This is a genomic window from Vulcanisaeta sp. JCM 16161 (assembly GCF_001316285.1).
In genome coordinates this window covers 101570-124776 of record NZ_BBDO01000005.1, presented here as the reverse complement: position 1 = coordinate 124776, position 23207 = coordinate 101570, and the positions used below count along the sequence as shown (strand labels likewise).

General features: G+C 45.1%; 32 protein-coding genes and 5 pseudogenes. 11 read left to right on the top strand and 26 right to left on the bottom strand.

The genetic code is table 11. The annotated features are described in order from the left end of the window. The first annotated feature begins 120 nt into the window (after window positions 1-120). Window positions 121-600, top strand: a complete 480-nt coding sequence (locus tag JCM16161_RS07600) for a hypothetical protein (protein WP_054855489.1) — start codon at window positions 121-123, stop codon at window positions 598-600. Here the strand turns inward: JCM16161_RS07600 and JCM16161_RS07595 are convergent. Genes JCM16161_RS07595 through JCM16161_RS07575 form a run of 7 tightly spaced genes read right to left on the bottom strand, consistent with a single transcriptional unit; the run spans window position 575 to window position 4695 of the window. Then, window positions 575-1072, bottom strand: a complete 498-nt coding sequence (locus JCM16161_RS07595; RefSeq protein WP_054855488.1) for an adenosine-specific kinase — start codon at window positions 1070-1072, stop codon at window positions 575-577. The two genes, JCM16161_RS07600 and JCM16161_RS07595, sit on opposite strands and share 26 nt — an antisense overlap. A 24-nt stretch (window positions 1073-1096) precedes the next feature. Then, on the bottom strand, window positions 1097-1552 hold the full coding sequence (locus JCM16161_RS07590; RefSeq protein ID WP_243670514.1) for a hypothetical protein: 456 nt from the start codon (window positions 1550-1552) through the stop codon (window positions 1097-1099). A 1-nt stretch (window position 1553) separates the two neighbouring features. Further along, window positions 1554-1727, bottom strand: coding sequence for a hypothetical protein (locus JCM16161_RS16840; protein ID WP_243670506.1), 174 nt, complete (start codon window positions 1725-1727; stop codon window positions 1554-1556). 32 nt (window positions 1728-1759) lie between these two features. Then, a complete protein-coding gene (locus JCM16161_RS07585; protein WP_243670498.1) occupies window positions 1760-3304 on the bottom strand; it encodes a type II secretion system F family protein in 1545 nt (514 codons plus the stop codon). 32 nt (window positions 3305-3336) lie between these two features. Further along, on the bottom strand, window positions 3337-3888 hold the full coding sequence (gene prs / locus JCM16161_RS16835) for a ribose-phosphate diphosphokinase (protein WP_243670496.1): 552 nt from the start codon (window positions 3886-3888) through the stop codon (window positions 3337-3339). A 19-nt stretch (window positions 3889-3907) separates the two neighbouring features. Beyond that, window positions 3908-4240, bottom strand: a complete 333-nt coding sequence (locus JCM16161_RS16830; protein WP_243670487.1) for a ribose-phosphate pyrophosphokinase-like domain-containing protein — start codon at window positions 4238-4240, stop codon at window positions 3908-3910. A gap of 20 nt (window positions 4241-4260) precedes the next feature. After that, window positions 4261-4695 (bottom strand): hypothetical protein, encoded by a 435-nt coding sequence (locus tag JCM16161_RS07575; protein ID WP_054855486.1) that lies wholly within the window; start codon window positions 4693-4695, stop codon window positions 4261-4263. 86 nt (window positions 4696-4781) lie between these two features. Here JCM16161_RS07575 and JCM16161_RS07570 point away from each other — a divergent pair, with 86 nt between their 5' ends. Further along, window positions 4782-5477 (top strand): HAD family hydrolase, encoded by a 696-nt coding sequence (locus tag JCM16161_RS07570; protein ID WP_054855485.1) that lies wholly within the window; start codon window positions 4782-4784, stop codon window positions 5475-5477. 1 nt (window position 5478) lies between these two features. On the opposite strand, the pseudogene JCM16161_RS07565 reads toward JCM16161_RS07570, so the two are convergent. After that, window positions 5479-5951, bottom strand: a pseudogene (locus tag JCM16161_RS07565) (ribosomal protein L13e). Between the two features lie 100 nt (window positions 5952-6051). On the opposite strand from JCM16161_RS07565, the gene JCM16161_RS07560 reads away from it, so the two are divergent. Further along, window positions 6052-6402, top strand: a complete 351-nt coding sequence (locus JCM16161_RS07560) for a hypothetical protein (RefSeq protein ID WP_054855484.1) — start codon at window positions 6052-6054, stop codon at window positions 6400-6402. Here the strand turns inward: JCM16161_RS07560 and JCM16161_RS07555 are convergent. The 7 genes and pseudogenes from JCM16161_RS07555 to radA all read right to left on the bottom strand — a co-directional run bounded on the left by JCM16161_RS07555 (window position 6388) and on the right by radA (window position 11969). Beyond that, complete coding sequence (locus JCM16161_RS07555; RefSeq protein WP_243670485.1) at window positions 6388-6717, bottom strand: hypothetical protein; 330 nt, start codon at window positions 6715-6717, stop codon at window positions 6388-6390. The genes JCM16161_RS07560 and JCM16161_RS07555 overlap by 15 nt on opposite strands. A gap of 31 nt (window positions 6718-6748) precedes the next feature. After that, the gene (locus JCM16161_RS07550) at window positions 6749-7144 is read right to left on the bottom strand and encodes an HIT family hydrolase (protein WP_243670476.1); all 396 of its coding nucleotides are present in this window, start codon (window positions 7142-7144) and stop codon (window positions 6749-6751) included. 49 nt (window positions 7145-7193) lie between these two features. Next, a pseudogene (locus JCM16161_RS07545) lies at window positions 7194-8201 on the bottom strand (transcription initiation factor IIB). A gap of 69 nt (window positions 8202-8270) precedes the next feature. Then, window positions 8271-9252: pseudogene (locus JCM16161_RS07540) on the bottom strand (replication factor C small subunit). Window positions 9253-9284: 32 nt separating this feature from the next. After that, entirely contained in the window at window positions 9285-9755 is a 471-nt protein-coding gene (locus tag JCM16161_RS07535; RefSeq protein ID WP_054855482.1) for a hypothetical protein, read from the bottom strand. A 45-nt stretch (window positions 9756-9800) separates the two neighbouring features. After that, a pseudogene (locus tag JCM16161_RS07530) lies at window positions 9801-10977 on the bottom strand (TGS domain-containing protein). A 50-nt stretch (window positions 10978-11027) separates the two neighbouring features. After that, complete coding sequence (gene radA / locus JCM16161_RS07525; RefSeq protein WP_243670473.1) at window positions 11028-11969, bottom strand: DNA repair and recombination protein RadA; 942 nt, start codon at window positions 11967-11969, stop codon at window positions 11028-11030. A gap of 98 nt (window positions 11970-12067) precedes the next feature. Here radA and JCM16161_RS07520 point away from each other — a divergent pair, with 98 nt between their 5' ends. Together JCM16161_RS07520 and JCM16161_RS16825 are read left to right on the top strand one after the other, a co-directional pair. After that, window positions 12068-12790, top strand: a complete 723-nt coding sequence (locus JCM16161_RS07520) for a lysine exporter LysO family protein (protein ID WP_243670466.1) — start codon at window positions 12068-12070, stop codon at window positions 12788-12790. Next, window positions 12763-12996 (top strand): lysine exporter LysO family protein, encoded by a 234-nt coding sequence (locus tag JCM16161_RS16825; RefSeq protein WP_243670463.1) that lies wholly within the window; start codon window positions 12763-12765, stop codon window positions 12994-12996. The genes JCM16161_RS07520 and JCM16161_RS16825 overlap by 28 nt, the downstream gene beginning before the upstream one ends. 2 nt (window positions 12997-12998) lie before the next feature. Here the strand turns inward: JCM16161_RS16825 and JCM16161_RS07515 are convergent, their stop codons facing one another. The 4 genes from JCM16161_RS07515 to JCM16161_RS07500 form a co-directional block, all read right to left on the bottom strand. Then, window positions 12999-13472 carry a CBS domain-containing protein gene (locus JCM16161_RS07515; protein WP_054855480.1) on the bottom strand — a complete coding sequence of 158 codons (474 nt, stop codon included), beginning with the start codon at window positions 13470-13472 and terminating at the stop codon, window positions 12999-13001. 211 nt (window positions 13473-13683) lie between these two features. Then, on the bottom strand, window positions 13684-14331 hold the full coding sequence (locus JCM16161_RS07510; RefSeq protein ID WP_243670461.1) for a hypothetical protein: 648 nt from the start codon (window positions 14329-14331) through the stop codon (window positions 13684-13686). Then, the gene (locus tag JCM16161_RS07505) at window positions 14331-15419 is read right to left on the bottom strand and encodes a hypothetical protein (RefSeq protein ID WP_054855478.1); all 1089 of its coding nucleotides are present in this window, start codon (window positions 15417-15419) and stop codon (window positions 14331-14333) included. Before JCM16161_RS07505 ends, JCM16161_RS07510 begins: the two co-directional genes overlap by 1 nt. Before the next feature lie 34 nt (window positions 15420-15453). Next, window positions 15454-16029, bottom strand: coding sequence for a hypothetical protein (locus tag JCM16161_RS07500; protein WP_054855477.1), 576 nt, complete (start codon window positions 16027-16029; stop codon window positions 15454-15456). A 107-nt stretch (window positions 16030-16136) separates the two neighbouring features. On the opposite strand from JCM16161_RS07500, the gene JCM16161_RS16820 reads away from it, so the two are divergent. Further along, a complete protein-coding gene (locus JCM16161_RS16820; protein WP_243670458.1) occupies window positions 16137-16304 on the top strand; it encodes a hypothetical protein in 168 nt (55 codons plus the stop codon). Window positions 16305-16317: 13 nt separating this feature from the next. Continuing rightward, the gene (locus JCM16161_RS16815) at window positions 16318-16416 is read left to right on the top strand and encodes a hypothetical protein (protein WP_243670456.1); all 99 of its coding nucleotides are present in this window, start codon (window positions 16318-16320) and stop codon (window positions 16414-16416) included. Between the two features lie 22 nt (window positions 16417-16438). Here the strand turns inward: JCM16161_RS16815 and JCM16161_RS07490 are convergent, their stop codons facing one another. The 7 genes and pseudogenes from JCM16161_RS07490 to JCM16161_RS07460 all read right to left on the bottom strand — a co-directional run bounded on the left by JCM16161_RS07490 (window position 16439) and on the right by JCM16161_RS07460 (window position 20824). After that, window positions 16439-17158: a hypothetical protein gene (locus JCM16161_RS07490; RefSeq protein ID WP_054855476.1), complete on the bottom strand. Its 720-nt coding sequence runs from the start codon at window positions 17156-17158 to the stop codon at window positions 16439-16441. A 68-nt stretch (window positions 17159-17226) separates the two neighbouring features. After that, entirely contained in the window at window positions 17227-17922 is a 696-nt protein-coding gene (locus tag JCM16161_RS07485) for an AMMECR1 domain-containing protein (protein WP_054855475.1), read from the bottom strand. Window positions 17923-17948: 26 nt separating this feature from the next. Further along, window positions 17949-18365, bottom strand: coding sequence for a hypothetical protein (locus JCM16161_RS07480; RefSeq protein WP_243670454.1), 417 nt, complete (start codon window positions 18363-18365; stop codon window positions 17949-17951). After that, a complete protein-coding gene (locus tag JCM16161_RS16810) occupies window positions 18362-18514 on the bottom strand; it encodes a hypothetical protein (RefSeq protein ID WP_243670445.1) in 153 nt (50 codons plus the stop codon). Before JCM16161_RS16810 ends, JCM16161_RS07480 begins: the two co-directional genes overlap by 4 nt. A 6-nt stretch (window positions 18515-18520) precedes the next feature. Further along, on the bottom strand, window positions 18521-19222 hold the full coding sequence (locus tag JCM16161_RS07475; protein ID WP_054855474.1) for an NFACT RNA binding domain-containing protein: 702 nt from the start codon (window positions 19220-19222) through the stop codon (window positions 18521-18523). 167 nt (window positions 19223-19389) lie between these two features. Then, window positions 19390-20525, bottom strand: a pseudogene (locus JCM16161_RS16805) (NFACT family protein). Window positions 20526-20566: 41 nt separating this feature from the next. Next, complete coding sequence (locus JCM16161_RS07460) at window positions 20567-20824, bottom strand: hypothetical protein (RefSeq protein WP_054855471.1); 258 nt, start codon at window positions 20822-20824, stop codon at window positions 20567-20569. A 57-nt stretch (window positions 20825-20881) separates the two neighbouring features. Between JCM16161_RS07460 and JCM16161_RS07455 the strand changes: the two genes are divergently transcribed. The 4 genes from JCM16161_RS07455 to JCM16161_RS16795 all read left to right on the top strand — a co-directional run bounded on the left by JCM16161_RS07455 (window position 20882) and on the right by JCM16161_RS16795 (window position 23198). Beyond that, complete coding sequence (locus JCM16161_RS07455) at window positions 20882-21928, top strand: histone deacetylase family protein (RefSeq protein WP_054855470.1); 1047 nt, start codon at window positions 20882-20884, stop codon at window positions 21926-21928. 172 nt (window positions 21929-22100) lie between these two features. Next, window positions 22101-22625, top strand: a complete 525-nt coding sequence (locus JCM16161_RS07450; protein WP_243670437.1) for a hypothetical protein — start codon at window positions 22101-22103, stop codon at window positions 22623-22625. A gap of 8 nt (window positions 22626-22633) precedes the next feature. Next, window positions 22634-23098, top strand: a complete 465-nt coding sequence (locus JCM16161_RS16800; RefSeq protein WP_243670435.1) for an NTP transferase domain-containing protein — start codon at window positions 22634-22636, stop codon at window positions 23096-23098. Next, the gene (locus tag JCM16161_RS16795) at window positions 23049-23198 is read left to right on the top strand and encodes a hypothetical protein (RefSeq protein ID WP_243670917.1); all 150 of its coding nucleotides are present in this window, start codon (window positions 23049-23051) and stop codon (window positions 23196-23198) included. Before JCM16161_RS16800 ends, JCM16161_RS16795 begins: the two co-directional genes overlap by 50 nt. The last annotated feature ends 9 nt before the right edge of the window (window positions 23199-23207 follow it).

Here is a 23207-nt window from a genome sequence, read left to right as displayed (position 1 = left end):
GGTTATCCTGATGGTATTAGGGATTTCCTTGACTACGCACTTACGCAGAGCACGCACATGGCCCTTTCTGAATTGCTTAGCCATGGTTAGGAATTTAACTGGGCATTAACTGGGCATTGCGTGGTTGATGAGGTTATTGAGGCTAGGGATTACGTAGCTCAACTAATCAGTAAGGGTTGGTTTAGGCATGCGGTTGGTGAGAGAGGCATTAGGTATATTGTTACGTTGTTGAGGTTTATCGACCTTAATTACAAGGAGTGCTCCGTAAACCTCGACCTAGAATTCCTAACGAACTTACTGGATGAGTATTATAATACGGAGAGCAGGGTTAGGTATTTCATTAAGGAGTTAATGAGGGTTCAGGGTTATGATGCCGTTGCCCGTCAATTAATAAATGCTTACCCGATGCTACCGCCGGACATCAGGGAATTCCTTGATGGTGTTGCCAGGTCCCTACCCTCAGATGCAGCTCCAGGTGCCCTGGTTGAGCAGGCGATTAATGAATTAATGAAGGAGCTGGAGGGTTTTAGGGAGAGACTAATTTCAATAATTAATGCCGTTAAGTCCCAATGCCCTAAAGCTTATAACCAAACCTCCTAACCAAATCCCTACGCTCCTTAATATCGGCATCACCCTCAACGCCAAGGGGTGAGTGACCATCAACAACGCCAACCACACCCCTCCTCTCAGGGGCTATCTCAGCAACAATTATTGAAAGAGGGTTTGCAGTGGCGGCGTGTATATTCACTACCTCAACCACGTGCTTTAAGGCATTCAATACATTTATTGGCCACGCATTTCTCAGGTAAATTACAAACGTATGGCCAGCGGCTATCCTTCTGCAGAGCTCTATGGCCAGTTTCCTTAACTCCTCATCTGTGCCCTCATGCCTGATTAACCTCTTACCAGATGCCTCGCAGAAGGCTAGGCCGAACTTTATGTTTGGTACTGAGTTTACAAGGGCTTCGTAGATATCCTCGAGGGTCTTTATGAAGTGGCTGTGGCCTATTATTACGTTTGTACCCTCTGGGATTGGTACGTCTATTACCTCGAACTTTATGCCCTGGGACATTGTGATTAATCATTGTGACATGATTTAAGCATTACCACCATGCAACCTCCTGACTATGTAACCCAACGTCTCAAGCATGCTACTTGGCGTGTAGCCCTTCCTGGTCCTCTTTAAACGTACCTTATTCTCACCATACGCTATCCTCACACTTTTCCTCGTAATACTTATCGTGACGGTCTTCATGAGGTCTACATAAGGCTCATATATGAATCTCTCACCGTTATACGTATACCTGCCGAGGAATGTGTAATAGTTCGTGTTTGTTAACTTGATTACCTTACTAATGATTGGTGAGAATGCAAATAATAACTTTTCAAATTGTTCGCCATCAAGCTTTACGTAATTACGTTCATTAATTATCGCAGAGAGTAATACTCCATTCACTGCCTGTGATATGAACAACCCATTAGGTCCAATAATACTCAGCGCTCTAATGCCATGCCCCTTTGTAAAGGACATCAAGCCCGTTAAGACGGCCATGTCACCTAGCCTCTAGTGGTGTTCCATCCGCTGGGCACTTATAAAAGGTCTTCTTTGCGCATGTTGGGCAATACATTGCATGGCACTTGGGGCATACGTAGTAATCATCATACTTAAAAAGCTTCTTGCCGCATCTCCAGCATCTACCAATAACCAGGGTCCTTGGTACGTACACAACTACGCTTAACTCCCAGCTCTTTTAAAGTCTTACGCCAACACGGGTATTTCCACGGCCATGAAGACCAGGGCCAGCGTTAGTGGTATTGGGAGCGCGTGCTTAATTGTTGGGTTTATGGTTAGGTTACCAAGTAATGATGTGAGTAGTGATACGGATAGACTTATTATGTATGCCGTGATTAACAGAGGCATTAGTACCATGTTAATACTGGGTATTGACAAACCAACCAATGCATAAGGCGCATTATTGAGAATAGAACTTATTGTTGAAACGACGAACCTGCTTATATACGTAACCCCAGCAAATATTGCTGGTAATGAATAATTAAGTAATTGTAACGACCTTGATCCATATTCAATACCCATTGTTATGGTCTTAAGCTCTAAAAGCACCTCAACAAGCCTATCAAGAGCCTTTGATGGGGAGCCAATGTTGGATAATTCCCTTAGGACCCCTATTGCGAACTTCATTAACCAGGGACCATCAACCCTGGCGTCACTATTTAGTTGATTAATCCTTTGTAAATACGTAATTAAAGGACGCGGGTATGGATTGTCAAGAACCCTCTCAAGCGCCGCACCTATGCTCACCCCAGCCTTAACCATCTCTGACACGTCACGTATTAAGTCAGGTAATGCCATTATTGAACTTCTCAATTCATTGACCCTGCGGGTTACTAATGCGGAGAGTAATAATGGCGGTAGCATTAGTGATATTACCCCCCTGATTCCAAGGTACATTATTAGGAGGGCAGTAATTAATGCTGAGACGCCTAACGTGATGTACGTGTTTTTATCATGCGTTAGGTCTATACGTATTATATATGGTATTGATTGATACACCCTCACTATGACTGCTGGTAGTAGCAATGCTATGGCGGGCATTATATACAGTATTGCGTAGCTCATGCCGAGTATTGTTGTTATTATCACAAAGAGTATTAGCACTATCAATGATGATACCACGGCTACCACTATATCTATTATTTGCTTTGATAGTGAGGATAGCCTGTTGCTTAACGTTGATAGGTACGTACCCTCGACACTCCTCACGTAATTGCTCACATCACCGCTATAGCCCCATACGGATACGTAACCATTTATGAACCTCTGAAACTCAATACTTGGATGGAGCCTTGCCCTCAATTGCATGGCTCTTGTTATTGAATTTGTAGTTAATGAATACCTCCTTATCAATGACCATTCCCTACCAAACCACCTAAGCCCAACCCTACCGCTTATCTCAAATGCGTGGGTTATATCACCACCAACATCATGTATTATGTCCAGTAGGACTATGAAGAATGGTAGCTCCCACTCAATATTTTCCTTAACGGCATCCACAGAGTATGAAGCCCAGGTTAAAGTAAGTAATATAGGCAATGCTGGTATTGGCGTTAGAATTAGTGATAGAAGTAATGACCTAGTGATTAGGTACATGATGAGGGGCGCCGGTATTAACGAGTACGTCAAGATCTCGATGAACGACGATATCTTACTAATATTCCATGAATAACCACCAACAAGCGCCTTCCTGCTTAGGTAATCCATCACCGCCTGCCTTAGTGTCCTCACATAATCTACTTCCCAACATGGTTAATAAGGCACTAAGTGATTAATCCCCTAACCACGTTAAGTATTAATTGATTCACATTAACCTCAGAGTACCTTGTCGGTATTGTGTTTGAGCAGGTTATTGAGGAGACCCCAGTTTCAAACATCCTTGAATCAGCCATATTAAGTAATAGGCAGTGCGTCGCGATTGCGTGAACCCTAGTTGCACCAAGGGACTTTAGGATCTTCGTGGCCTCTATTATCGTGCCTCCAGTCGCTATTATATCATCTATTATGAAAACCTCCTTACCCGCGACGTCGAGCTCCTTAGGCTTCATGGTAACTTCACCGGTTACCCTATCACGGAACTTCTCAAGATAACTAAATGGGACCCCTAAATACTCACTAACCTTCCTAACCCTCCACAGCGAGCCAATGTCCGGACTTAGCAGTACCACATTTTCAACTCCTTTAAGCCTATTCGCGTATAATTCGAAGGGCTCAATATTGATGCATTGCGTATTGGCTATCCTGAAGGCCTCGGGTTTATGGACATCCACGGTAATTATGGATGATACACCAAGCGATGATAGTAATGAAAGCATTGTTTGTAGGCTTACTGGCTCACCATCCTAAACCTCCTATCCTGCCTTGAATAGGCAGGTAAGGAAGAACAACGTGGACCTGCTTAACGCCTAAGTCGCGCGCTGCATGTACTGCAAGCATTACCTGAATAAGCCTGGTGTTTTGTTCGGGATAAGCTCTCTGTATGAGTATTAAGCCGTCATACGTCGATACATCGATTGGGTACCTAATGTATGACTCACCGTCCGGGAATTGCTTCGTCTCAAGCACCACATGCGTTAATCCCAGCGCGTTAGCCATGTCATTACCCACGTCCGAGGACCAGGGAAATGACGCGACTAGGTACTTCACCACGACTAATGAGTAACCCACTACCTTTTTAGAATTTATCTTCACGGATCATCAGGAGGTTGAACCTCATAGAGCCTCCTACCCCTCGATGTTCTAGGCGCCAACCAATCAATGAGTCTCTTGGGGTCGTTAGTCTCGACTATAAACGTTATGGGGCCTAATGGGCTCTCATTCTCCTCGGTCACAAACGTAAGAACACCTGCATATGCGGCCTGCTTATGTAGGTGAAAGACAACCCTATTCCCATCAATACCCTTCATTAAGACCGTGCGTGCGCTGTCCTCGATCCCCTGCTCCTTGATTAGGTTGTGCACTTTAATTAATGATTTGAAGCCATTCCCAAGGGCAACTATGTATTTCTTACCCTCACTCTCCTCAATCCTTATTTCATCGTAAATAAATACATTGCTTAACGCCCTCCTAACCTTCTCCTCATCCTCCGTCGGCCTAACCTCAACCCAAACCTCAGCCTTCACATGGTTATTTAATAATACGGCGTTTTAAGAGTTTGGTGCCATGCACATTAATCTTTAAATATTCAGCTAGAGTTTTGGGTCTTCGTATGAAGACGCTGTTTTTCGAGGTACTCAATACATTGGTTAGGTTGACGCATTTTGAGGCTGAAAGTGCCAGGCTAATTAAGGATGAATTGAACATAAAGGCCTCATTGGATGAGTTGACCAATCAATTCAGGAAGGAGTGGGAGGATAAGTATAACATGTTAATAAGTAAGGGTGTTTACAGGTCATTAAGGCAATTGGCGAGGGAGACCATGATATCACTACTAAAGAAGTACTCGTTAAGCCTAAGCCCGGCGGAGCTTGACTACTTTGGTAATGCAATATCATCACTCGTTGTTGAGACCTCGGAGTTATACCCTGACGTTGTGAGCGCCATAGACACGCTGTCTCAAATGAATATACCCATGTACATACTCACAAACCTAGATAACGACGTTGCGAAGAAGATATTACTAAGGAATAACCTGCTTAGGTACTTCAGGGGTGTCGTAAGCTCAGACCTAACGAAGGTCGGTAAGCCAGCCGTCAAGATATTCCAGGCAGCCCTAAACAGGGCTGGTGTTTCGCCAAGCGATGCACTAATCGTTAGTGGTTTAATTGAGGATGTCATTGGCGCTAAGTTCCTCGATTTAAAGGTTGTGTTTGTGAGGAGAACAAATGTGCAATTGCCGGTCAAGCCCTTCTACGAGATAGATTCATTGACTCAGTTGCCTGAGATAATAAGTAAGCTCACTTAATCTAATGACCACCCTTAGCCCTAACGGCTTCATGTCTCCTCTTCTCAGCCCTCTCCCTAGCCTTCTTCCTCCACTTATGAACATGGGTTTCCCTTAATCCAACACTCATCAGACCTCTCATTCTACGTCCAGCGGGTGTCAGTGCTCTGAATACTCTACCTTCTTACGCTTAATCCTAATAGCCCTGGGCAGTGCGGGCTCGGGCGGTAGTGCCTCGCCCCTGATTATCTTATTTAACCAATCCCTGAGCCTTTGAACATTGATATCCCAAACGGTGTCCCTATTGGCATCAACCCTAATGCCCAATAACCTAGCCTCATCAACCGTCAAGCCAACGGCCCTAACCTCACCAATTGAGTAACCCCTACCAACCCTCCACTCATTACCTAAAACGCCACCACTGCTAATCAACCTAGGTCGCTTAACAAGTGGGTCCGGTGGTGGTAATACTGGTGGTTGCGTTGTCTGCGACATCCCACGTACGTAACCAACACCCCCTTTATAAGTATTAATACTGCCCATGGCATTACCTGAGAGAATGCTTAATTAATGCAGTGCCCTTAGGTCTAGGGCAATGTATAGGTTATTCACGTACATGGCCTTAATTCGGTACGTGGAGTTCATACTCATAGTACTAGATTTCGCATACCTGGGTATGCTCAATCCATTAAATAAGTTCTTAATAGCCATACTGATGACCGCGATTGTTTACTCATTATTGGCTGTGGCAAGTTACTCCTTCATTATGAATGTGTGGATAACATTAATACTTGTACTGGCGGTAGCAGGTGCAGACACGGCATTGCTTGTCTTAGCTATAATGACACCATCGGCATCCACCATTGGATTATACACAGCATGTTTCATAAACATAATCCTTGACGTGCTCGTGACGGTCACGATAATAGAGTTAGTAAGGAGATAATACGATAGTGCCCCTAACTGGGTAATCCCCAAGACGGCCAATAATCACTGCCTCAATTAATATCTTTATCTCAGAGTCGCTAATGATGCCTCCCTTATTAATAACCTTTATCGTATTTCCATGAACCTCAACATCTATGTTCTCTGTTAATGACTTAACATTGACAATCCTCATATGGATCAATGATGGGTATATCGGCAGTACCAATTCTCGAAAGGCCGAAACCTTAACCCTTTTCTTAAGTATTCTCGATGTTGTTACTACAATCCTATAATCATTAACTAATGCCGTGAATATGGAAAATCCAATAATCAATATTATTATCGATATTACTAAATCAATAATTTCAAAGACCGTATTCCCTCACCACACTCCTTATCTTACTCACAGACTCCTTAACTGTTTCTGGAACAACCTTAACGTTGTAAAAGAGTGTCATGAAACTGACATCACCACTCCACCTAGGAACCACTTGAATATTCACATGAGGTGCCAGTGCAATACCCACGTTGAAGCCATGCGGGTTATAAACCCTCCCTAGGATGCTAATGAACTTTTTAGCCATGTCCATGAGCTCAATAAGCAATGATAAGTTTATTTCATTAATTGATTGGTGCTTAATTGGTGCTATTATTAAGTGCCCATTATTAAATGGGTGTGGGTTGTGGAGTACTATTATTCTTTCGTTTTTCATTATTATCAATTCCTCATTACTCATCAACTCACAAATCTCACAACCCACCTAGATCCCAGGGGGATTAAGAAAATTATTGATTTTTAAGGATTTTAACCTACTTTATTGGTATTTTAATGTTCAACTCCCTAGCCAACTCCTTATACCTATTCCTAACCGTAACCTCGGTGACCTGGGCTGCCATGGCCACCTCCTTCTGAGTTCTGACCTCACCCTTAAGTAGGGATGCTATGTATACGGCGGCTGCGGCGAGGCCAGCCGGGTCCTTACCGGCCGTTAAACCCTTCCTCTTTGCCTGCTCGAGTATGTTCAAGGCCTCCTTAAGTATTTCACCACTTAGCTTCAATTGCTCCACAATCCTAGGAACATAAAGCTTAGGGTCACTAAGCGGCAACCTAACACCCAACTCCCTAGCAATAAGCCTGAAGCACCTAGCGACCTCCTTCCTACTCGCCCTAGTGTATTGACTAATCTCATCAAGACTCCTGGCATGCCGATCTTCCTACAGGCCATGTGCAGGCATGCAGCCACAATAGCCTCAACACTCCTACCCCTAACCAGGCCCTTGGTCAATACCTGCTCGTAAATGCCCATGGCCTCATCAACACAGGCCTTAGGTATACCTAACTGTGATGATATCCTACTCAGCTCATTCATTGCCTGTATGATGTTACGCTCATAACTCGTCTGAACCCTAACCCTCTGCTGCCACTTCCTATACTTCAAAATCTCAAGCTTCCTCTTAATGTCGAGCTCCTTACCACTGGCATCCTTCGTAGCCCAATCAATTGTTGTCGTTAACGCCTCACTGGTTAACCTATTAAGTGGACCACCAGCTCGCCCTAGCCTCCTTCTCCTCAGCCGTGAAAGCCCTCCATTCAGGCCTTAAATCAATGACATGCTCAAGAACAACTGAACCACATTTGGCACAGATTACCTGACCATTCTCATAGTCAAATATGAATGTGGTTGATCCGCAATACGGGCATACGAGCTTCTCCTCACCTTCAGATTTGAATTCTATAATCTTACCTGATACCCTCAACTTACTTAATAAATTAGAACTACCTTGTTGATCCTTCCTTTCCTGTTCGGGGTTAGACATAAATATCCCCTATTAAAGCTTTTCGCGTATTGTTTAATTATTTATAAACCTTTCTCTCCGTAAAAAAAATTATTTATAACCCTCACGAAGCAACCTTCTAACTCTGGCTAGCAAACCGTAAACCTGCAACTCACCACTTGACCCCCTGAGCAATCTATAGTGGTGTTCACTAACGATATAGATGGCCTTAGGCTTCAGCTCCTCAGGGACCTTCAACTGCGATGTTGCTGAAACAACCTCCCTATGAATTATCTTAATAATGTCAAGCGGGTCAGCACCCTCATCCCTTATTAGTGACATCATCTCCTTAACGCTTTACCAAAATCGCCAATCACGCCTCGGTAACTATTGCCCTAACCCTGGTTGGGCTGACCTTGCCCAACGCCCTATAAACCGCCTCCTCATCAACCACACCACCTAATGAAGCCGCAGCCTGTAATGTGTTTATTGCTTTTCTCATGTCTCCCTGGCTTATGTCCCATATTGCCTCGAGTGCGTCGTCCGTGACCTTAACACCCTCCCTCGAAGCAATCTCCCTAAGCCTACCAAGAACAGCATCCTTAGGAAGAGGGGAAAACCTGAATAGGGAGCACCTTGATTGTATAGGCTCAATAATGCCGGATGGGTAATTCGCAAGTAGGATAAATCTGACTGAGGTTGTGTACATCTCCATTATTCTCCTAAGGGCTTGTTGAGCATCTGGGGTCATGTTGTCTGCCTCATCAAGGATTATTAATCTAAATGGGGCCTTAACCGTAGGCATGGTCTTTGCGAACTCCTTAACCTTCTCCCTAATCATTGCAATACCTCTTTCGTCGCTTGCATTGAGTTCGAGAACATTCTCACGCCAAGCATCACCATAAAGCTCACGGGCAATCGCAAGAGCCATCGTAGTCTTACCAGTACCAGGCGGCCCGAAGAATAGTAAATGTGGTATATTGCCGTTAGCCAGCATCTCCTTTATCCTGACCTTAACGTGGTCCTGGTCAATAATATCGTCAATCCTCGTAGGGCGATACTTCTCAACCCACAGTACCTCCTCAGACGACATGCACTACTCTCTTTCTCTCACATCTCTTCTCTTTAAATAAATTCTTTTGCAGCCTCTGAGGCCACATACTTATTATCCTTAAGTAACACATAGCCTAATCTGTTCAGTATTGTTAATAATTCGTACTCCCTATCGTTAAGCTTATCAATTTCATTAATTGATATTGGTAATTTACTAAGCAATTTTCTAATAATTTCCTTAGTCGTGACAACCTCCCTATTCGCCGTCTCATCCCTGAGCAGCACCACCTTCCCCTCATCTATTAACCTCTTAAGGAGTCTCTTAGCCATTATATCCCTCGTATCAAGAAATAGATTATTACTTATTGCCTTAAGTAAGCCACCACCCAATTGCTGAGACCGCGGTTGCTGAGACCGCGTAACTCCCTGACCACGCAATTCCCTTAACTCCTCCTTAATGAGATCAAGCTCTCCCTCAATCGCCTCGAGACGTTCAAGAACCTCCCTAATCAACCTAATGCACTCATTGTACTGCGAACTCATTACCTAATTCACTCTGGGCTAATTAATTAAGGAGTAGTTAAATAATTATAGCGATGAGTGAATCTCTACGATGTCGCCATCATTAAGGACGTAGTTGATACCAACCCTCTTGACGCCTGATGGGTACTTATCAATCCTCCAAACCCTGGCATACCTAAACCCCTCATAAAACCTACTATGAATTCTCCTGGCCAGGTCACCCACCGTTGAGCCCCTCTTCAGTACGAAGGGTTTTGGCGAGTATGTGTTGGCGTCTGGCTCCTTTGTGTAGACCCTTATTAAGTCCATGATCCTTAATAATGACTCACCAAGCACCTTTGGATCAATGATGCAATTCTTAAGCGATGCAGTTAATACCAACAGCTCACTGCCTAGCTTTGCAACAATATCCTTTACATAGTCGCTGTCTGCCAGATCGATCTTATTAATTATTAGGAGGGAGGCTTATACACCATGTCCTTGAATATGGACTCCTCAACATCATCTAATGTGGCCTCACCATATATCATAACCAGGGCATTATTTATACCGTAACTAACCAATAGCTTCTTCACGTCATCGGCAGTTCCATTAATTAACTTACCAATAACCTGAATACCACCTGTGGGTCTCCTCTCTATGGTCACGAAGCCCCTAGGCCTAACTATGTATATTCCATTCTCCCTCAGGATACTCTTTAAGGCGCTGTATTGAGCCTCAACGTCACTACTCGCATCAAGGACTATTACCGCACTATCCGCATTCCTAATCATCGAGAGCGCCATTGAGTTCACGTCCGAGTCCACATCATAAATATTAATTGAGGGTAATTTCACAAGTTGGAAATAGACATTGTCGTAAATGAACATGCCAGGTATGGGTTCCATTGACGAGAATGGTATATCGTCAGGCTCAACCTTAACGTTTGTTAGGCACCTAAGGAGACTTGATTTACCCGATGATGGCGGTCCAATAATAACCACCTGGCATCACCCTCCTTCTCGACATAGATGTTAGCACCACCGCCAGACCTTAGTGACCTTTCCTTAACCCTTCTCTCCTCAATCTCCCTCCTAAGCTGAGCCATCCTCCTCCTGGCCCAGTGGACTAGGTTCTCCGTACCCTTATGCTTAGGTACTGCGCTCAGGAATTCCTCTAGCGCCTTCAACTTCTCCTCAGGCGTCTTAGCCTCCATTACCTTCAACCACTTAGCCTTAGCCTCAGGCGGCAGGTTCGCAGGCATTACTAGGGTTATATAATTAATTTATGGATTAAATAATTTACGAACCGAAGCTAGACGTCCTCAACCCCCTTATCCGTGATCCTAAACATGGCACTAGCCTTAAATGGTAACCTTGGCGAATCCAGGACCTCCATGACCTTAATATCCTCCTTAGACTTCCTGAGGAAGAGCCTATGTGTAACTGCGTGGGCAAGTACATTACCACCGGCAGGTCTCTTAACCTCAATATAGCCCATTGGGACGTCGAGGACTTGGTTTGTGAGGACGACGTATACATTATAAACCTTGGCAATCCTCATCAGCCAATCAAGTATGTAATTAAGCCTTTGCTGCCTCTCGGCAAGTCTCTCCCTACCCTTAAACTCAGCCCTGTAAAGGGCTATTATTGAGTCGACTACGATAAGCTTGACATTCGCCTGCTCAACGAGCTTAACAACATCGAACTTAATCCTATCCTCAAGGTCCGCGGCATTGACCACCTTGATGACGTATATATTATCCAGGGCCTCATTAGGGTCCAGGTCAAACCTCTGGGCTATATTGATAATTCTATTTGGTGAGAAGGCCTCCTCAGTGTCCAGGTAAACAGCGGCACCACCGACACCACCCTTATCCTGGCCTAATTGAACAGTCACTGACAATTGATGACAAAGCTGGGTCTTACCAGTGCCGAACTCACCGGCGAATTCATAAATAGCCTTGGGCTCCAGGCCTCCCTGCAGTAATTCGTCGATAGCCCTAACGTTGGTCTTCAACCTAGTGATACCCTCGAAATTCTTGGCAAGGTCTGTTGCCCTTGAGACCCTATTACTGCCGAATACTATGTCCCTTGCGGACCTTAGTATCTTCTCAACCCTATCAGGCGTCATGTCGGTTAACTCAATGAGCTCCTCAGGATTGAAAAGCGCCAGGTGCCTAACGCTGAGTACCCCCTTAGACTTAAGTAATTGCGCCGTCTTTGGTCCAATACCCTCCAAATCCTCCAGATCCATGTTTTCCTGGGGCATTTTCTCCTCAACTTATTAATTCGCAATCCAACAATAAATAGGTATTTGTTAAGAATTAAAAGTAAGGTCTTTAGAAGGATCATGTGCTGAACATCGCCGGCATAATTAGTGGTCTATTCCTGGTGGTGTTTCCAATAACCATGGCCATTGGTTATGCATTTAGGGGTAGGGTTAGGAGACTCGGTATTGGTAATTACCTGCAGTACGTAGTCATGGCATTAATATTCACAATGGCCCTTTGGGCCGGCAGTATTGTGGCCAGTAACTACGTCCTTTACATAATACTTTACTCAGTGGTTTACGCCATACTCTCCATAGTAATGAGCCTAGTCTTTACAATTCCCATAGGCCTAGTCATTAATATGAAATGGGTAAGTGAGGTTAGCCTAAGTAATGGTTCTAATGCCAATACTAGGTTACCACTGATACTGCTAATTATCTTAATGATTGGTTGGATACTTGGTTATTACGTTAAGCCTAAGCCGGTAAACAATATCCTCAACTACCTAATAGCGTCTGAACTATTCATATTGATACTGGTGATCGGCCTTGACATTGGTTCATCAGTAAACACGTCATTGCTCGCCCAGGGATATCTCGGTATAGTAATCGCGACCACATCATTACTGGGTAGTTCCGTTAGTGGCTTAATACTGCATTACCTTGTTGGAATACCATTGGCGGCATCCCTTGGAATATCAATGGGGATGGGCTGGTACTCACTGGCTGGGCCTCTCCTTAGTGTTAGGTTCGGGCCTGCCTTGGGCACCTGGCCTTCTTGGCTAATTTCCTCAGGGAGCAATTAACATACCTATTGGTTCCCTTAATAGTAATTGCCGGTTTTAGGGATGCGTCCCTAGTGTCGATTGGTGGTGCGACGACCATGGACGACACACTACCAATCTATAGGCTTTACATGGGCGAGACAGGCGGCTTCATAGCGTTTATTAATGGTTTCGTAATAACAATGGTACTTCCTGAATTGTTACCTTATGTAATCACGATCGAATGACCCTAAATCCCCTCATCAATGTTTATGAGATCCCTAATCATGCCCACCTCCTCCTCTGTAACGCCCAGCTTCTCCACATCCATATCAACGAGTAATCTCGCCAGCGCTATTGCGGCGTCCCTAATCGATATTATGCCGATGACCTTACCACCCTCGTCAATGATCGGTAAATGCCTAATACCGTGCTTAGCCATTATATGAACAGCCTTTATGAGGCTTGCATCCTCCTCAACAACTATGACGTTTCTCGTCATAACATCACCAACAGTCAATGCGTCGAGGCTTATGTTATTCGCGACCAACCTTAGTAAGTCCCTCTCGGTAAATACTCCAATGGCCTTTCCCTCCTCATCAGTTATTATTATTGACCCAATGTTTCTCTCATTCATAATCTTAATGACCTTGGTCAATGGCTCATCATCCCTCACCGTTATGGGGACCTCCTTCATCACATCCCTAACGCGTGGAATTGCCATTAATTAATAAGTACTAGGGCATTATATATACTTTTTAGATTTAGACTATGAGGAGCCTAACCCACCTCAGGCCAAGCGTGAATGGTATGAATAGTATACCGGCACCACTGAAGAACTTGGTGTACATTTCGTAGAGTGAAGCTTAGGCTTTGCACGAAGGCCACGAATCCCTCACCAAGTATTATTAATAAGTTGAATATTATTAACACGGCTAAGCCAGCCGGCGTGAACAGCCCCAGTGAGACTGCCCAGCATAGGTCATTGCCGTGAACACCGCATGCATAATAGCCACAATACTCAGCCTCATGAATGATATGGTATTTGTGAGGCTCGGTATCGCAGCCTCGGCACTAACCTCAACAGCCAACTGGGCGGCACTAAACCCAGGAACACCCCTATACTTAGCCCTGAAGTAAAACAATGAATAAATTAGTACTGCAAGCATTGCAAATACGGCATACACCCAATACCACACTAGACCGCTTATTGCATTGAACAGGGGATACAGCGGTTGCAGCAATGGAGTCTTCTCACCAATCCTTATGACTGGTACGAACCCGGGACCCATAAGGGCTAGAACGAGGAATAGGAAGAAGAAGAACAGTGGCACGTAAAATCCGATGGCCAAATCCCTCTCACCACCTCTGTAGGCGTTGATGGCCTTAAGAATGAAGGCCAGTAGCAGCGATACTATACCGACCATAATCGATACCGCTAACATGGCATAGATCGAGTTTGAAAGGACCTCCAATGCCGTACCACTAACGTGGACTAGCCTAAAGGGTGCAGGTAATACCTCTATCCCAAATATTGTGCCGCTCTCAATAAATGTAAATACTATTGACCAAATACCAGCCATCAGGAATACCAACCCCCACATTGAGTACTTTCCGCCGAATATTGATCGTAGGAAGCGTTGGGGCCCTTATAGCGCGACCTGTATAGGGCATAGCCGAATAGGGATAGTACTATGCCGTGGCCCAGGTCTGGGTACATCCAGCCGTAGAAGGCTGGGAATAATATGAAGGTTAGTATTATGGGGCTTATCTCCGTGTACTTAGGTATTCCGTACATGTACGTTATCTTCTTAAAGGCATCGATGGGTTTCGGATACTCCTCAAGCGTTGGTGCTTTCTCCGGCTCTATCTCCTTGACATACACGACCTTACTCTCCTTCCTAACCCTGGCATCTATAGCTAACTTACTAAGTAATGATGCTAGCAAGTCATCGAACCTGCTCGATAGGCTCTCCTTAACGTAACCAGCTATCGTCACGATATCACTACCGACCTTATCAATGCCGTCAACCCCATAAGTAGAGACCTCATTAAACTCCCTCACAAACTCCTCATACTCCCTCTCCAGGTCCTTAAGCCTCGACCTTAAGTCCGTTAACTCCCTACCCGTTAATTCAAAGGCTGACTTAATATCGATTAGGTAATCCTTACTTATTTCATAAACCTCCTTACCCAGTGACCTCACGTCTAGGTTCTCCGGAGGCTCTATGAGCGTGAGTATTGATAGGTCTGTATTCTCGATATCACGCTTAATGTACATAAACCCTTTAATGTAATCCTCATTCACACCACCCCTAACTGCGAACACCCTAATTCTAAGCCTACTAAGGCCCTCAAGGGATATCCCGGCCTTTTTCATATACCCCAGGGCCTCGTGTATTACCTCCAACTCCCTAATCCTATTCCTAGTGTCACTTACGGAATTAACCAACTGCATTAGCCTATCACCCACGTCCTTGCCCTCAGGTATTGCTGAATCCATGTATTGCCTAACTATGTTTGTTATTGTATCTGAAAGGTCAATAATTGCGTAGGCCCTATCACTAACCTTGACCAGGAAGTCCCGGAACTCCTGCTCAAGCCTCCTCAACCTACCCTCCAACTCCGCCAGTTTATTCCTCATGGAATTTATGTCAATACTGCTAGGCACCTCAAGCGGTTCGTATTGAACAATTTATATGCGTTCAATAAGCCTGCCTAGCCCATTCAGGGTATATCACCAGTACATAGAACCTGTCCTGAACCTTCACAGGCAGCGCCTCAGCGCCATAATTAACAATGGCATTTCTAAATTCACTAAAGTCCTCCTCACTTAATGGAACTATATCGACTAGAAAATGCCTTAACCTCTCCATAATGATGCTGCCGACGGATGACACGACATCGACGATGCCTCTCAATTTCATGTACTCATTCCTAATACCCTCAATGGAATCCAGGTATTGCTTCACCCTCGTGAGTAGGTCCTCACCATCCTCAATTATGTACTCAAGAAGTTCATTAAATAGGCCTACCTTAACCTCATGCGGGGTCGCTGGTGGTGGTATTGAGTACTGATTCAATACCCTACCTAACTCCCTGGATATATCCTCAACCCTCCTAATCTTCTCTGAATACTTACCAGGCACCTTAGGCGCGGGTATTACTCCCGGCCTGGTTATTGGCATGAAGTATCCGGCATTGCCGATATTCATCAATAGGTCAAAGGCATGCTCTGATGGCAATGCAATCTTATACTCAATGAGTCTCGCTATCGGCATTCGATAGGCAAAGGTTAATTGTAGAATTTAAGCATTATTCCTCCAAAGACCTGGCTACGATTATTCACGAAAGTAGCATTTAAAAATTCTGGGTTGTGGTATGTACCGTGTCGACGCAGGTAAGGAGTATTAAGGCAAGGATATACTCAATAAGGAGGGGTGCCATTGGTTATTCAAGGGATGCGATAATAATAGTGCCGGGTGTTGAAACAGCGGTGGATGCGGCTAAGTTCATTAATGCCAGGGTTGTGTGGAGGTCGAAAAAAAGGAACTGAAATAATAGGTAACGTGCTAAGGGTATGGGGTAAGCACGGCCAATTACTTGTCAGGTTTAGGCGAGGATTGCCTGGGCAGGCCCTGGGCGATACCGTGGATTTAATACTATAAGGGTATTAAGGAATTAAAAGTGCTACGAGGACTTGCACGGAGGCCTTGTTGGATCAGCTATCTTATACCCGAATAACAGGCATGTACCTGTGTTTGCGCCGTAGTAAATACATTCCCTGCAATCATTTGGCCTACCCACCACTATCTTTACGCCACTCGGTAATGGCGACTGTATCGTGGGTATTGATGGCAATTGCGGCTTTTCAGTGACTGTGACCTCAGGCTTTACTGTCTCGACCTGCTGCTTAGTCTCCACAGGTGGTGGAGGTGGAGGCGGAGGTGGGGAAGGCTGCACCGGTGGAGGAGTGCTTGGTGGCGGTGGAGGAGGCGGAGGAGGTGATTGAGCTGGTGCTACCGGCTGTACTGGCTGTGGTGGTGCCTGCGGTGGCGATAACGCCGTAGCCACCTCATCCATGACAGTCTGCCTAACCACATCCGGCGGTGGTAATTGGCCCTCGTAGATCTTCCTACCGTTAATTATCAATGCCGGTAGTGACGTTACCCCGTCCTGCTTCATCGACTTAACTAGGTATATTAGGTTCTGCGGCACTTGGTTCTCGGGCATGTTTAATGCATTGAGGGCCGCATCAACGGCCTCAGGCTTTATCCTAATGAACGTAGCATTGACACTCCTCTCACTGCCCTTAAATTTCTCCCTAACCTCCGTAACAACGCCTCTAATGGCGTTTTCATAAGCCTCATCCCTACCCACAACCATGTAAAACTTAATCATGACCGGCATATACCTCAATTCTTAATATAGGCCGATTTAATAAATCTTTAGTGTTTAAAATGGCGTTAATAATTCTATTACCCACCAACTACGGCCTGCGGCTTTACATTATTGTTTAATAGCCTATTAAGGTAGAGTTTACGCTCAACTACATTACCGTCTGGGCGTAATTCATATATTATCTGCGTCTTAAACGCCTTAATGCTCGTGGGGTTACATATCTTCAGTGAATCGCAGAGCTCCTGAATGAGCTCATCAACGCCAAGTTGCTTATTCGTCCTTTGATAGTAATTCTCAGCTATTTCAACGACCTTCTGCGGGAGTAGTATTGTTGCCTTGCCTGAATCAACTATGTATAACCCATGATAACCAAGCACCATTTCCCTCCTAACCCAATCCATGTCAACATCCATTAATGGGGATACCACCGTAACCTCGAGCACGCAATTCTTAAACTCCGCAATTGACACTGGTGAAAACCTCGGGTCATAGAATGCGGCATGTATTGCGGCGGTTATCGAGTCCTCGAGTAGGTTCTTTATCGGCCTTATCGTACCCATACTACCCCTGAGGACCCTCTTAATCATGCCGTCTGAGTACATGAGCTTCTCTATCGATACGAACACGCCGAACTTAAGTTCTGCAATCCTGACCAGGTGTGTTGGGTCAATCTCGTAATCAGCCTTGACGCCTAACCTCTCAAGGATCTTCGCCCTCAGGTACTTAATGAGGCTCGTGTACTCCTGCTCATTAAGCGGTCTGAACAATTCCATGGCAGTATTATGCTATAATCAGCAATTTATATATAATGCCCCTCCTTATTACCCCGAATTACTAGTAAATTATTACCGACACACTGAGTACTTAGCATACTCTGGATACTTCCTGCAATTTCCAATTCCTTACTTATACGTACGTGGTGGCTACCGACCCAGTAAACCTTACCACAACCAGTACATAGCCAAAACTCGCTATGCCTAAGTAATACGCTTCTTGGTACCTTATCAACCACCAGATCCCTACTAACCCTAGTAAGCCTCGAGCCGCAGACAGGGCATAGGCTGCGCTCCATATTTAACGTTAATGGGAAACCAAGGATCATCGAAAGAATCGATAACCACTCAACGTGCTTCGACGTGACCAATAACAGGCTCAGCCTAGTCCTCCTCCTAAATAATTCCCTATCCTTAGTCACCAATAGGTGCTCAACACTCAATAAGTCGGAATCGCGGAAATCAGGCTATATATGGCCTTAACACCCAGCATTCTTAACCACCTAACTAACCAACCAAGCATTGAGTCAACCACAACCTCATCATCGTTTACCGGCAGGTCAATACAGGCATTAAGTCTGGCAACCTCCAAAGCCGGTCACTTGATAAGGCTCCTTAATTTATCCCAGGGGATTGGGCTTCCCTCGTAAATGCCCTCAATAATTGATGAACCAGGTACCGCATCAACAATGTGGCTCAGGTTAATCACCTTAGTAATTCCAGGTATTTTACCTCTAAATAAATCATAGATTTCCCTACTCACGGCAATCCTATCCCTGGATCCAGGCCTCACTATAACGTAATAATTAACTAGTGAATTTATCGCACTAGGCGGCGCTGTAATGAGGCGAATAATGGATGCCTCACCGAAATTATCAATCCTCACACCTATGCCAAGACCAAGCTCCACATTCCTAACCCAACCCCTGGTTCCATAAATCATGAAGCTACCCTTACCCAGGTACTCACCCGACGGCGCCTTCTTAGTCACTTGCTCACCCCTTACGTAGAACGCATCAAGTACTGATAAACCCATGACCCAAGCCCTCGAGTATGAAACAGCGTATTGGGCAGCCTCCTGAATGTCCCCATCACTAATACTGTCGTTGGAATTCGTAAGTCTAATAACCACCGCTGCGCCGCCCGGTATGTCGGCATGCACGAATATGTCCCAGGGCCTGAGGTAATGCCTAACAATAACCTCATTCTGTGTCGCATCCCTACCGGCTATCACCAATTTGCCGCCGCTTGTTATAAACCATCTAAACCTCTCAAACCACTCCCTGGCGCCATAGACCACGCGGACAGAGCTCTCCCTAATACTCTCCGTGATCCTCTCACCCTCAGCCTTAAGCTCCTCAATACGTGCCCTAAGTTGATTAAGGCTTTCCTCGGCGGTCTTCGCCTTTCGCTCGAGCTCCTTAGCCCTACTGAAGAACTCATTGATTACATCGCCTACATCCGCATTCAGGGTATTGATATGGTAACACCATTAATCTCGAGAATTACCGACTTACTCCTCGGCTCAAAACCCTTAACTCTAATTCCCTGGTACTCCATACCCCTAATCAACTCCTGGAACTCATCCTTATAGGAGGACCAGTAATTCCTAAGCACGTTAAGTAATTCCTCGACAACGTACTTCCAATTAAGCACGGTCTCCGCCTTAACCCTCAACTCCTCAGAACCCTTCCTGAAACCCTCAATACTCATGATTAACTCATCAATACTCCTCTCAAGCCTAGCAATCTCACCGGAAATACTGGCAAGTCTCTTTTCGGATTCCTCCCTAACCTCAATCTCATGAAAGTACTCATCAACTGCCTCATTAAACCTATTGAACTGTTTAACGTAATCGTACCTAATCGATTGATACCTAATTGGCGTTACGGTTATTGGCGCACCACCACTATAGTAAATGCTCGGCTCCAGGTCACCCCTACTTATTCTGTCAATCATTGATGTTATTACGGACAGCACATTATCAATGTTAATAGAATTGACGGGAGAATCACAGTTAATCAACGCCCTGGCACACACTTCATTAGCCACCTCACCACCCAAGCCCAAACCCCTGGCGATTGCCTTACCTATCGTGTCATAGCCTGTAATGCCTTAATAATGTTTTCACGATTATCAATGGGCTTAACGAAGCTCTGAGGAGGAGGCTTATACTCAAGACCGACGTTCACTACCCTGTCCTTACCCCTATACGTCCTTAAAACCCACCTAATCCTACCATCACCATCCACGTAGATTGCATTCCAAGGCTCTAGAAGCTCAATCACTAAGTAACCATTGTCGAATGACAACTTAACAACCCTATCAAAGTTCAATAACTCAAGGCCTCTCAATCTTGACCCCTCAATCAACCTCCTAAGTGACGTAACCCCCTCGGCTCCATGCTCAAGGACGTAACCCGTTAATCCAAACCTATGGGAGTTGGCTATTACGAAGTACTTCTCAGGACCCTTCCTAAACCTAAGAAGTAGTGAGTCGCCCATTGTGTACACCTTATCAATTATTGAATCTCTCAGGACTCCAAGCTCTGTTAGGATTGCCAATAGGTCCAGGACATTCAACGACCTCTTTTGACCTGGCATTACAACTTAGTTTTAAGTGGCGGTAGGCCTTTAAAAACGATTCACTTCTTCGTAACCGCCGACTCCTGCTCCTTCAATAAACTAATCAACTCATTAATTGACTCCCTCAGGGACCTTATCTCCTTTATTAATTCGTCAACACCCTCAAACTCAACCTTAAACTTAACACTAGTTTGTTGCCCGTAGTCCTCATCCTCATCAACATGCCTCCTCACCCTACTCCTAACATTACCATCATCGCCACTCGCCAACTCCTGAAGAAGCTCCTCAAGATCCACCTTCTTTTTCCTACCGAACATATCAATTATGAAATCTCAAGTAAATTAATAAGGCACTATGGTAAAAATTCATTTATAATGATTGGCGTAATTTACGACAATGCATACCTAGAACATAAACCACCGAGGAACCATGTCGAGAACCCGAGTAGGATTTTAGCAGTTATTAAGTCTATAAGCGATGCCGCCATCATTGAGAGACCCATTAATAATGTTGATGATTGGTTACTTAAGGTTCATGACCCCAACTACGTAAGGCAGGTTGATGAGGCTTGCGGCATGGGTTACGTCTTCATAGACGCCGATACATACGTTAGTCCGGGCACCTGTAGGGCGGCGAGACTTGCCGTTGGCGCTGTTATGAGGGGTATTGATAAGGTGTTGGGTGGGGAGTGGAGTGCGGCTTACGCGGTTGTTAGGCCGCCTGGTCATCACGTTGGCCGTGGTGGCAGGGCATTAATGGCACCCACACAGGGCTTCTGCATATTTAATAATGTAGCCATTGGGGCAGTCTACGCTCTTGAGCATGGTATTAATAAGGTTGCCATACTCGATATCGACGTTCACCATGGGAATGGAACGCAAGAAATATTTTATGAAGACCCGAGGGTTTTATATGTAAGCCTTCATCAGGACCCACTAACGATTTATCCAGGCACTGGGTTTATTGATGACGTCGGTGAGGGGGAGGGCGAGGGGTTTAATGTTAATGTTCCATTGCCGCCATTCACGGCAGATGATGCGTACATGAAGGCTCTGGATAGGATTGTTTGGCCAATAATTGATGAATTTAGGCCGCAGATTATCCTGGTCTCCCTGGGATTTGACGCGCACATGCTTGATAATATAGCTAACCTTAGGCTGTCCCTAAATACGTATGCCCACATATTTAGGAGATTGAGGGATATGATTGGTAGAATTAAGGGTGTCGTTTTTGTGCTTGAGGGGGGTTATAACGTCGATGTTTTGGGTAGGGGCTCAAGGCTTTTAGTCGATATCATGAGTAATAAGGATGCGGAGGTTGATGAGGGGGTAACCCAGACGGACCCGAGGGTCATGGCGCGCGTGAATTCTGTCATTAGAGACGTGGTTAGTGTTCAGAGGAATTATTGGCACTTGACTTAATGATGGCAATGCCGTATTTTACGGCCTAAACATTTATAACTTACCATGATTTGATGTGGTTACGTGATGATGCTGGGCTTGATGAGCGGTGATTTAGGTTAATAGCGCTGACGCAACTCTTTAAGTAATTCCTGTGAGTTAGTGATTTATTTTTAGGGAGTAGTTATGTGATGTGACAAAACCCCAGTACTTGGTCATGGCTATTACCGCATTAGTGGCGTTGCTGGGTATTACCCTAATCTCGTATGCTCAGCAGGTTCAGTTACCGGTGTACATACCAGCCGTTAACGTAAGCATAACAGCCCTCTCGGCAAACGGCATGCCGCTAACGAAATACGCAATAGTGGGTCTTCAATGCGCTGGGTATAACGTAAGTAGTCTAGGACTCATGAGCGCGGTGATCCCAATACCGAGTACTGGCTCAATAACCTGCAAAGCCTACGCCTACTCCTTTGGTGTGTACTCGAGCAAGACCGTGACCCTCACAGCGAATGAGAGTGGTGAGACCGTGTCTGTGACCTTAGTAATACCCGTGAGTGGTTACTACGTGCCGGGCATAGGCTTTGTGCCGATAAGCACCTTGATAGCCATAGCCGTGGCGGTGATAATAATCATAGTGCTAATAACCATTGGGTTAATAGAATATGCAAGATGGAGGAGGGAGAGACTAGCGAGACTTATAAGACCGCCTGAGTAGGGCTAGCGATGGCTTGCGGCATCATACTGAGCGGTGGCTTGTCGCGGAGGTTTCAGGTACGTGGTGAGCCGTGGGTTGATAAGGCACTGTATAGGATTGGTAATGAGCCGATGATAAGGCTTGTCTACAACGCCATATCGCAGGTGACCGGCAAGGTCATTATTGCCGTGAATAACGCCGAAAGAGCCATTAATTATAAATCCGTATTACCAAGTGCTGAGTATGTTTTTGATGATGGGAGGCTCAGGGGACCACTTGCAGGTATGTACTCAGCACTTAGTGCGTGTGATGAGGACTACGCCATTATAGTCCCCAATGACATGCCATACATAACGCCCGAGGCTCTTAAACGGTTAATGAGTGGGTTGAGGGACTTTGACGTAACTACGTACATATACAAATGGGCACTTGGAGAATGCCTTGATGGCCGTCAGGAGAGACATGGCGCTTCAGTACATGGACCTACTCATTGATTATGGTAGGTCAAAGATCTTCGACCTAATCAGGGGATTACCAAGGATTTCATTTCTAAATCCATTGACTCACGGAATTGATTTAAAAAAAATCTCGTAAATGTGAATT